This window comes from Komagataeibacter sp. FXV3, assembly GCF_015155755.1.
Taxonomy (GTDB): domain Bacteria; phylum Pseudomonadota; class Alphaproteobacteria; order Acetobacterales; family Acetobacteraceae; genus Komagataeibacter.
In genome coordinates this window covers 1-9,087 of the sequence record NZ_VWPI01000113.1, presented here as the reverse complement: position 1 = coordinate 9,087, position 9,087 = coordinate 1, and the positions used below count along the sequence as shown (strand labels likewise).

Genomic DNA, 9,087 nt, shown 5'->3' with positions numbered 1-9,087 from the left:
GCCTGTCCTCGCCGCCCGCGGCGACCGCGGCCTGTTCTTCCGTATCGGCCTGCGCGCGTTCGGAATCCCGCACCGTGGCCGGGTCGATCTGCTGGATCAACGGGGTGGAATTGCCCAGGCGGGCGCGATCCTGCGCGATCTGTGTCTGGGCCTGCGCATGAATGCTGGCGCCTGTGATGCCGATCAGGCTGCAGGAGAGGAGAAGGGTACGCGTGCAGCCATGGCGTGCTGCAGGGGTGAAAAGGATTTTCATGAAAAACATCCCGTCAGGATGGGTCCGGCCATGAGGGTCCGGAAAAAGCAGCCCGTTGTAACGGGTTGCTGCTGGCGTGGGGGGACGGGATGTCAGCTGGTCTTGTACATGTCTCGTGTCCATCTCCGGTCAGCCCGCCCGGCGATATTGTTAAGGACAACGGCAGGTCTCCTGGCTTACGGGTCACTGCATTCCATCTCCCTTCCCGGCCGGGGCCAGTGGGTGCCGTGTGACGGCGCCAGATGAAGCACTCTCCGTTTACAGTTGCGGGTACAGCTGCCGACTTTACCCCCGGATGTGGCATCCCGCCGGGGTTTACGACATTCCCTTTTTCACCCGTTTGCACGGGACCGCTGACTTGTAACCCGGACTATAGCGTTTACAGTCCATTAGACAAGGTCGGCCGGGGGGTGCTGGTCCAGCAGGGCTGCGACTTCCCCCATATCCGGTGCGGCCTGTGCAGCACCGGGGCGGGTGGTGGCCAATGCGCCGCAGGCAGCGGCGAAGCGCACGGCTTCCCCAATTGCCGCCCCACGCGCCAGCGCGCAGGCCAGTCCTGCATTGAAACAGTCCCCCGCCGCCACCGTATCAACCGCCCGGACACGGAAGGGTGGGACGAACCCCTGCCCATCCGGTGCGGAATACGCCACGCCGCGATGCCCCAGCTTGATGATGACCGTGCGTGTGCCGCGTGCGTGCAGGATGCGGGCCGCCTGCAGGGCAGTTGCTTCATCAGTGGGTTCGATACCCGTCAGGTCACGGGTCTCGCGTTCATTGGGGGTCAGGATATCCGTCAGCGCGTACAGATCTTCCGGCAGGCCATCCACGGGAACCGGTGCGGGGTCCAGCATGACCGGAATGGCGCGTGCGCGGGCCTGTCGGGCAATTACCAGCACCAGTGCAGGGGGCATTTCCATCTGCATCATCACCAGTGTTGCGTGATCCAGAACAGGGGCGAGAAGGGACGTGGCCTCTGCCCCGTGGCGCATGTTCGCCCCGCCATCGACAAGGATCTGGTTTTCGCCTGCGTGGTCGATGGTGATGAAGGCCCGGCCGGTGTCCGCCGCCGGGTCTTCCATAAGCCAGCGTGTATCGACACCTGCCTGTTCCAGCGTGGTGCGCGCCATATCCGCCAGCATGTCCTTGCCCGTCCAGCCCGCCAGCGTCACGTCCTGCCCCAGCTTCGCCACCGCGATCGCCTGATTGGCCCCCTTGCCGCCCAGCCCGGTGGTGGAGGAATGGACATGCAGCGTTTCACCCGGTCGCGCAAAACGGGCGACATGCACGACAAAATCGATATTGGTGCTGCCAATGACGGCAATATGGGGTGTAGGCATGGAGGAGACCTCGGGCAGTGAAAATGGGCACGCAAGGTGCATTTTACCACTCCGCCCCGCAATCATACAGGCGCCCGGTCCTGAAGGTCATGGCTCATCATAAAGAAGTTTTTGGTGAAGCTTTTTTCAAAAAGCTTCAAGGAACGCCGCCTTTTGAAAAAGGCGACGCCCAAAAACTTTTGTTATTTCATCGACAGCTCATTCCGGAACGATCCATTCAATGGCTGCCTGTGTTTCACCATCACCCAGATGCCGGCACAGCGTGGTCAGGATGGCGCGGGCGGTCTGTTCAAACTGGAATGGCGGATTGGCGATCAGCAGGCCGCTGCCATTCAGCCGTGTCGGGTCCAGCGGCGGCCGCAGGGTCAGTTCAAGGGCCAGCAGGTTGCGCTGTCCCGCATCCTTCAGCGCATTGTGGAAGGCATGCGTGGGCGCCCGGTGCTTGATGGGATACCACGCGGCGATGATGCCCGTGGCAAAACGCTGGCGGGCCGTGATGATGGCTTTCGCCAGGGCATGGAATTCATCTTTCTGCTCAAAAGGCGGATCCATGAGCACCAGCCCGCGCTTCGCCTGTTTTGGCGGCAGCAGGCCGGTAATGGCTTCATACCCGTTGCGGCCATGGATGGAGACGGCGGGATCATGCCGGAACACGCGGCGCAGGCTGCGCTGGTCCTCGGGGTGCAGTTCGCAGCATGTCAGCGTGTCGCCCGGCCGCAGCAGCTCTGCCACAATGGCGGGGGAGCCGGGATAGAACAGCCGCCCTTCATGTGTTGCGATCGTGGCGCGCACGATCTCCAGCCATTCGCCCACGCAGGCCGGTGCGGCGGGATCAGGTGGTGCGTCCAGCAGGCGGCCGATCCCTTCGCGCCATTCCCCGGTTGACTGGGCTTCGCGGCCCGACAGATCATACAGGCCGATACCGGCATGGGTGTCGAGAACGGAGAAAGGCGCAGGCTTGCGGCGCAGCGCATCAATCAGCGCCACCAGCACGACATGTTTCATGACATCGGCAAAATTGCCGGCGTGATAGCTGTGTCTGTAATTCAATGTCTCACCGCCCCACGGATTGCACGCCCCCATGTATGGGGTCCGCAGGACTGTTAATGGATCGGGCCGTCTTTTTCCATGCCGGTCTGTGGGTGGGCATGCAGTGCACGGACCAGCGTGGGACGGCCGGGAGGATGGGAACGGTCATCAGGCCTTGCGGCATCGTGCCGCCCATCCTGCTGTAGAGTGCGTTAGGCGACCGGGACGGCTTCGGTCCTGCGTTCCCTGATCCATGCATCAAGGGATGCGGTATTCATCGGCCGGCCAAAGTAATAACCCTGTATGACGTCACAATCGATATCGCGCAGCTGGTCGCATTGCACGGCTTCTTCCACGCCTTCGGCAATGACGGTCATGCCCAGCGTGTGCCCGATGCGGATGATGGCGGTCACAACCTGACGCACATTGCCGGTGCTGCCAAAGCCGTTCATGAAGCTGCGGTCGATCTTGACCTCGCTTATGGGCAGGCTGGCCAGGTTGGACAGGCTGGAATAGCCGGTACCGAAATCATCCATCGACAGCCCGATGCCAAGGTTGCGGATGGCGGTCGCGGTTGTCACCGTCTGGTCGAAATTCTCGATCATGGCGGTTTCGGTCAGTTCAACGATCAGCCGTTCCGGTGGCACGCCGGTCTGGTGCAGGATGGTCGCCAGCTGCGATACCAGATCGGGGTCCTGAAACTGGATGGCGGACAGGTTGACCGATACGGTCGGCACGGGAATGTCGTGTGCGATCCATTCAGCCATCTGTTCGCACGCGACCCGCAGCGACCATACGCCCAGGGCGCGGATCTGTCCCGTTTCCTCCGCCACGGGAATGAACCGCCCCGGTGACACCATGCCCAGAACAGGGTCATCCCAGCGCGACAGGGCTTCCACGCCATGCAGTTCGCCCGTGCGCAGGTTGACCTGTGGCTGGTACACCAGTGTCAGGCGGTTGTCGGCGATGGCTTCACGCAGCGCGGAAGCCAGGATGACATGGTCATCCGCCTGCCGGTTCATGGACGGGTGGAAAAAGCGGTAACAGCATCGTCCCGCCTTCTTAGCCTGCGCCAGGGCAGTGTACGCCTGGCGCAGGGATTCTTCCACATCCTGCCCCTCACCGTGGTGGGTGCTTATGCCGATGCTGCCGGAGATGCTGACGGGAATGCCGTCAACGGTAAACGGCTCCTCAAGGTTATGGATGATCCGTTCGGCCAGAAGGGTGACATCGGGCGCGTTTTCTTCCGTCAGGACGACGAATTCATCGCCTTCGGTGCGCACCAGCACGTCGCGTCCCACCATCCCGTGGCGCAGGCGGGTGGCCAGTTCCAGCAGAAGCTGGTCGGCACGGCCCTGTCCCAGCGCCTGCACGATCTTGCGAAAGCGATCAAGGTCGATGACCATGATGCTGAGTGGTGCCGCCGGTGGCCGGGTGGCCAGTTCCTGCATGCGGCGGTTGAGCCACATGCGGTTGGGCAGGCTGGTCAGGCGGTCGGTATAGGACAGGCGGATGATCGAATCCCGGCTGCGCTGCTGTTCAATGGCCAGCATGGCCAGATGCACGCAGGCACCGACAATGCGCCGGTGCCATGCCCCCGGCTGTCCGGGTGCGCGGAAATACAGCGAGAAGCTGCCCGCCACATCCCCATTGCGCAGGATGATGGGCACGGCCCATTCCGCAACGATCCCGTGCTGGCCTGCCACATCACGCAGGGCGGGCCAGCGGGTCTCGGTCGTGAAGTCGGGCACGACCACATCCTGTGCCGTGACGATCGCGGTGCCGCAGGCCCCGCCGGCGGTACTGGCTTCCAGCCCGTCAAAAGCCTGCAATACCGGCATGGGCAGTGCGCCGTGCCCGCCCGTGCGCAGGACACCGCCCGTGCCCAGCATGACCACCGCCATGCAGTCCGGCGCGATCAGTTCGATACGGCGGCACATGAAGTCCAGCATTTCGCGCAGCGAAAACTGGTCCGTCAGCGCTTCCACCACGTCGCGCTGCAGTTCGCGCAACTGCCGGTCATGGGTAATGTCGTGCAGGATGACGATGATATCCGCAAGCTGCCCATCAGCCCCGTAATGCGGGGTCACCGCACAGCGCAGCCACAGGTCCTTGCCCTGTTTTCCACGGGTATGGATATCCTGTTCAAATCCCGTGCGCCGCGCCAGATTCCGCCGGAACTGCCGCAGGGTCGCGATATCGCTTTCGCCGCCCGAAAGCAGCGTGCCGAACGGGGCATCGTGCAGGGCGGCGGGTTCCACCCCCAGCAGGTCGGTCATGGCACGGTTGGCGTGGGTAATGCGGTATTGCGGGTCCAGCACCAGAATGCCCCGGTCCGTTGCCTGCACGATCAGGGCGCTGATTTCAGCATCCTCACGCGTCTGTTCTTCTTCCGTGCGGTCAAGGAGGGCCACCAGTTCGTACAGGTTGCCATCCCAGCTTATGCTTTCACGGTACAGGCGTACGGGCATGCCCAGACCATCCTTGCGGCGCAGGGTGGTGCAACCGTCCTGTGTCGTGGCCCGGTCCGGTGTTGTGGGGATGGCCAGCGTGGCCGTGACATCGACAGCCCTGTCGGGAAAGAGGCGACCCAGACGCGTTTCGGCCAGGTCCGTGGCACCATAGCCGGTCAGGGCACAGGCGCGCGGGTTACCGTACACGATGCGGCCCGATACATCCGCCATCATCACGGCCATGGGCAGCTTTTCCAGCAGGGGGGAGGAAATCTGTGTGATGTCCGGCATGATCGCGTCTTTCACAATATAAAAGGAACACCATGCCCCGGACAGGAAAGGGCTGTCGGGGGACATGCAGTACCGTTGGGCAGAGGAAATGAAATGTTATTTTATTATTGACTATATTGCGGCAGTTTTATGGTCTGCCGCCCCTACCTCATTACATGGAAAAGGGGCGTATTGACTGTCATGATCGGCCCCGCGGGGACAGCGTGGCATCAGCAGGACTGTCAGTATTCCGGTTTTTCTCCCTTGGCCGGGATGGAGGGCTGCGTGCCCGGTGTCAGGGCATAGGTCAGCAGCACGACGGTCTGTGTATCGCCGCTTTCCCCACGATGGATGTCATTCACGGATTCAGCGAACGCTTCGCCCTGATGGAAAGTTTCCGTCTTCCCGCTGTCCCGGTCATGGATCGTCAGTTGCCCCTGCAGCACATAACCGGCATTGGGCACGGGGTGGGTGTGCCATGGCAGGGCGGTATGGGCGGGAATGGTCAGGCGGATCATCATCAGTTCCGGCTGGGTGGTGGGGTATTTTTCATACGCCACGCCATTCCATGACTTCGTGGACTGCAGCAGGATGTCGCGGTGCCCGGATGCGACCGTCTGCGCATGGGCGGACGGGGTGAAAATGGGTGCAAGTGCCAGGCAGGCGGCCAGGACAGGTATTGATCCGTGCATCTTCCCTCTTTCCGGTCTGTCATCGTTATTACAGGACATAGCGCCTGAGGACCGGATGCGGTTCCGTGGCGACGATCATGGGTGCGTGCCCTCACATGATCTTGAGACGGAAAGGGGTATTGTTCTTGTATAGTAATGAATGGGGCGGCTTCATTCTGGCCGGGCGTCGTGTGTCCTGGCCCATCGGATGGGTAGTACTGCGGGTATGCAGGCATGAATCATCCGCCGTGCCGGTCAGTTGGTGAGCCGGGTCCTGCGGATTTCGTAACTGCGATTTGCCAGTACGGTCTGGTGTATTACGGTTGGCGTATAGGGAGACCGTTTCAAAACAAGCCGGGGAATCTGCTTTTTTCAAAAGGGCGACGTTTTCTGAAGCTTTTTGCAAAAAGCTTCACCAAAAACTTCTTTAATGGTGGTCGCATAAGGAATGACAGGGAGCGAGGAAACACAGAAAACGCCGGAAAACCAGCGTTCTGATATCATATGTGATTGTATGGGAAAGGCAGTTGGTGGAGGGAGTTGGATTCGAACCAACGTAGGCGTACACCAGCGGATTTACAGTCCGCCCCCTTTAGCCACTCGGGCATCCCTCCGGATTGGCGCGGTAATTACGGGGATTGGCGGGGGGTGTCAATAGGTAGCGTGAAAAACTTCATCCATTCCCCGTTTGGGGGCATGACGCAGGCCATGGTTGGGCTTAAAGAACGGTCATGAACATGCGCACTCCCCGTCGTCGCGGCGCGTCAGCCGTACCTTCCGCCCAGTCCGCCCGTCCTGCCTCCGACCGGGGTGGTCGGGGGGGGCGGGGTGCCGCTTCGGCCCCGCGTGGCACATGCTGGCTGTATGGACAGCACGCGGTACAGGCCGCACTGGAAAATCCGGCGCGCAAGCTGCGGCAGCTTCTGGTCACGGCCGAAGCGCAGGAAGCCCTTGCCGCCAGGCTGGAGGGCGGTTTCCCCATTCAGCCCGTACGCACCGAACGGGCCCGCCTCGATACGCTGTGCGGTCCTGATGCGGTGCATCAGGGCATGGCGTTACTGGTGGATGTGCTGACGCCGCCCGATCTGGATACTGTGCTGGAACGACCCGGTCCCGTGCTGGTGCTGGATCAGGTGACGGATCCGCGCAATGTCGGGGCCATCCTGCGCTCGGCCGCGGCATTTGGTGCGGTGGCGGTTGTCATGCAGGACCGTAATGCCCCCGATGAGACGGGAACACTGGCGCGGGCGGCATCCGGCGCGCTGGAAATCGTGCCGCTGATCCGGGTGGTCAACCTGTCGCGTGTGCTTGATGCGCTCAAGACCCGTGGCCTGTGGGTGGTGGGACTGGATGCGGGTGGCGGCATACTGGATGGCGCGTCGTTCAGTCAACGCCGCGTGGCGCTGGTGCTGGGGGCGGAAGGCGCGGGCCTGCGCCGCCTGACGCGGGAACATTGTGACGAGATCGCGGGCCTTGCCATGAGCAGCGACATGGAAAGCCTGAACGTCTCCAACGCTGCTGCCGTGGCGTTATATGAAATGTACCGCAATCGCTGAAAGCCACATAAAAAACCATAAAAGTTTTTGGGCGCCGCCTTTTTTCAAAAAGGCGGCGTTTCCTGAAGCTTTTTGCAAAAAGCTTCACCAAAAACTTTTTTAATCAGGATGTTCCGTGGGTGAACCTGTCAGGGTATGGCAGGTCGGTCCCGGGCCCACAGGGCCGGGCAGCATCATGAAAAACTATTTATGTTATAACGCATGGATTTATTGCGGCATTCTTGTCATTCGGAATGAATGACACGAGCGCGTGATGCAAACCGTCCCAACGGCGACAGACTGATGGCGTGCTGCCTGCGTGGCTGACGTCATGGGTGGCTTTCTGCGCCGTTTCCGGTGGCTGTATGCCCCGCGTATGGCGGATTTCGGCTTTGCGTTACGGACCACCGTCGCGGCCCTTCTGGCACTGGTCCTTGCCCTGTGGATGGAAATGGACGACCCGCAATGGGCGGCCATGACCACATGGATCGTGGCCCAGAATTCGCGTGGGCAGAGTATGTCCAAGGCCCGGTGGCGGCTGCTGGGTACGGTGTGTGGTGCTGTGGTGGGTGTGGCGCTGATCGCGGCCCTGCCGCAGTCATCGTGGCTGTTTTTCCCGGTGCTGGCAGTCTGGGTTGGGATATGTTGCGGGCTTGCGACCTTCCTGCGCAATTTCCATTCCTATGCGCTGGTGCTCATGGCGTTTACCAGCGGCCTGATCGCCCTGAACGCGGCGGATGACCCGCGTGATGTGTTCGCGATCGCCATGTCGCGTTCAACCTATATTTTCCTTGGCATTCTATGTGAAAGCGGATTGGCGTCGGTATTCGCGCCCAATCTGGCCGATGTCGCACACCGGGAAATCACCCGCCGTGTCGCGGCAGCGGTGGGGCAGGCGGCGCAGGCCCTGACGGGCATGATGGCGGGGCACGATTCCGGGTTCCTGCGGTCACGCACGCTGCTTGGGTCCGTCTTTTCCATTTCGGACCAGATCGAGTTCAGTGAAGTGGAAATGCAGCACCGCACCCATGCCGGTGATCATGCGCGCGCGGCATTGGCCGCCGTGGCCGTGGTGATGTCGCGCGGGCTGGGACTGGCGGCGCGCATACGTGAGGCAGGCGGCGTGCCCCCGGCCTTCGTTACGCCGCTGGCCATGGCAAAGGCGCTGTTTGCTGACATGCAGGGGCTGATGGACGGCCCCGATCCCGTCGCCGCCGTACCGGACCTGCGCGTGCGCATCCGCATGCTGGGGGCGGAATGCCGGCAGCAACTGGTCAATGACATCATCGCGGTCAGTGGCCCGGTGACCATGGATGCGGCCGGGTCGCAGGTCCATCTGGACGGGTATATCCTCAATGCCTCGCTCGGGGTGCTGCTGGTGCGGCTGGATGCAGCGCTGGCACATCTGGCGGCGACGCAGGTGGCTCCGGTCCATGACCATTTCCACTTTTCCACCCCGCCATGGCGCGACCGGACGGATGCCTGGCATAACGGCGTGCGTTCGGCGGGGGCGGTCCTTGTGGGGGGGCTGGTGTGGGA

General features: G+C 62.0%; 6 protein-coding genes, 1 tRNA gene, 1 pseudogene and 1 riboswitch. Of the genes and pseudogenes, 2 read left to right on the top strand and 6 right to left on the bottom strand.

Going from position 1 to position 9,087, the window contains the following annotated elements; all coding sequences use genetic code 11:
* From F1542_RS10295 to F1542_RS10270, 6 genes and pseudogenes are all read right to left on the bottom strand, one after another.
* Positions 1-253, bottom strand: a pseudogene (locus tag F1542_RS10295) (carbohydrate porin); the annotation flags it as partial.
* Positions 254-396: 143 nt separating this feature from the next.
* Positions 397-623: riboswitch (cobalamin riboswitch) on the bottom strand.
* A 19-nt stretch (positions 624-642) separates the two neighbouring features.
* A complete protein-coding gene (locus tag F1542_RS10290) occupies positions 643-1,590 on the bottom strand; it encodes a ribokinase (protein ID WP_193732949.1) in 948 nt (315 codons plus the stop codon).
* Positions 1,591-1,788: 198 nt separating this feature from the next.
* A complete protein-coding gene (locus F1542_RS10285) occupies positions 1,789-2,640 on the bottom strand; it encodes a 23S rRNA (adenine(2030)-N(6))-methyltransferase RlmJ (protein WP_193732951.1) in 852 nt (283 codons plus the stop codon).
* A 191-nt stretch (positions 2,641-2,831) separates the two neighbouring features.
* Positions 2,832-5,363 carry an EAL domain-containing protein gene (locus F1542_RS10280; protein WP_193732948.1) on the bottom strand — a complete coding sequence of 844 codons (2,532 nt, stop codon included), beginning with the start codon at positions 5,361-5,363 and terminating at the stop codon, positions 2,832-2,834.
* Between the two features lie 221 nt (positions 5,364-5,584).
* Positions 5,585-6,034, bottom strand: a complete 450-nt coding sequence (locus tag F1542_RS10275) for a cupin domain-containing protein (protein ID WP_193732947.1) — start codon at positions 6,032-6,034, stop codon at positions 5,585-5,587.
* Positions 6,035-6,541: 507 nt separating this feature from the next.
* Positions 6,542-6,627: transfer RNA gene (locus F1542_RS10270), tRNA-Tyr, on the bottom strand.
* A gap of 117 nt (positions 6,628-6,744) precedes the next feature.
* Between F1542_RS10270 and rlmB the strand changes: the two genes are divergently transcribed.
* Together rlmB and F1542_RS10260 are read left to right on the top strand one after the other, a co-directional pair.
* Positions 6,745-7,569, top strand: coding sequence for a 23S rRNA (guanosine(2251)-2'-O)-methyltransferase RlmB (gene rlmB, locus F1542_RS10265; RefSeq protein WP_193732946.1), 825 nt, complete (start codon positions 6,745-6,747; stop codon positions 7,567-7,569).
* A gap of 310 nt (positions 7,570-7,879) precedes the next feature.
* Positions 7,880-9,087 (top strand): FUSC family protein (locus F1542_RS10260; protein ID WP_193732950.1); only part of this gene is annotated, 1,208 nt, incomplete at its 3' end.

Bases quoted from the DNA above. Each gene is read 5' to 3' on its own strand.
- F1542_RS10290 (WP_193732949.1), bottom strand. From the start codon at position 1,590: ATGCCTACACCCCATATTGCCGTCATTGGCAGCACCAATATCGATTTT.
- F1542_RS10280 (WP_193732948.1), bottom strand. From the start codon at position 5,363: ATGCCGGACATCACACAGATTTCCTCCCCCCTGCTGGAAAAGCTGCCC.
- F1542_RS10275 (WP_193732947.1), bottom strand. From the start codon at position 6,034: ATGCACGGATCAATACCTGTCCTGGCCGCCTGCCTGGCACTTGCACCC.
- rlmB (WP_193732946.1), top strand. From the start codon at position 6,745: ATGAACATGCGCACTCCCCGTCGTCGCGGCGCGTCAGCCGTACCTTCC.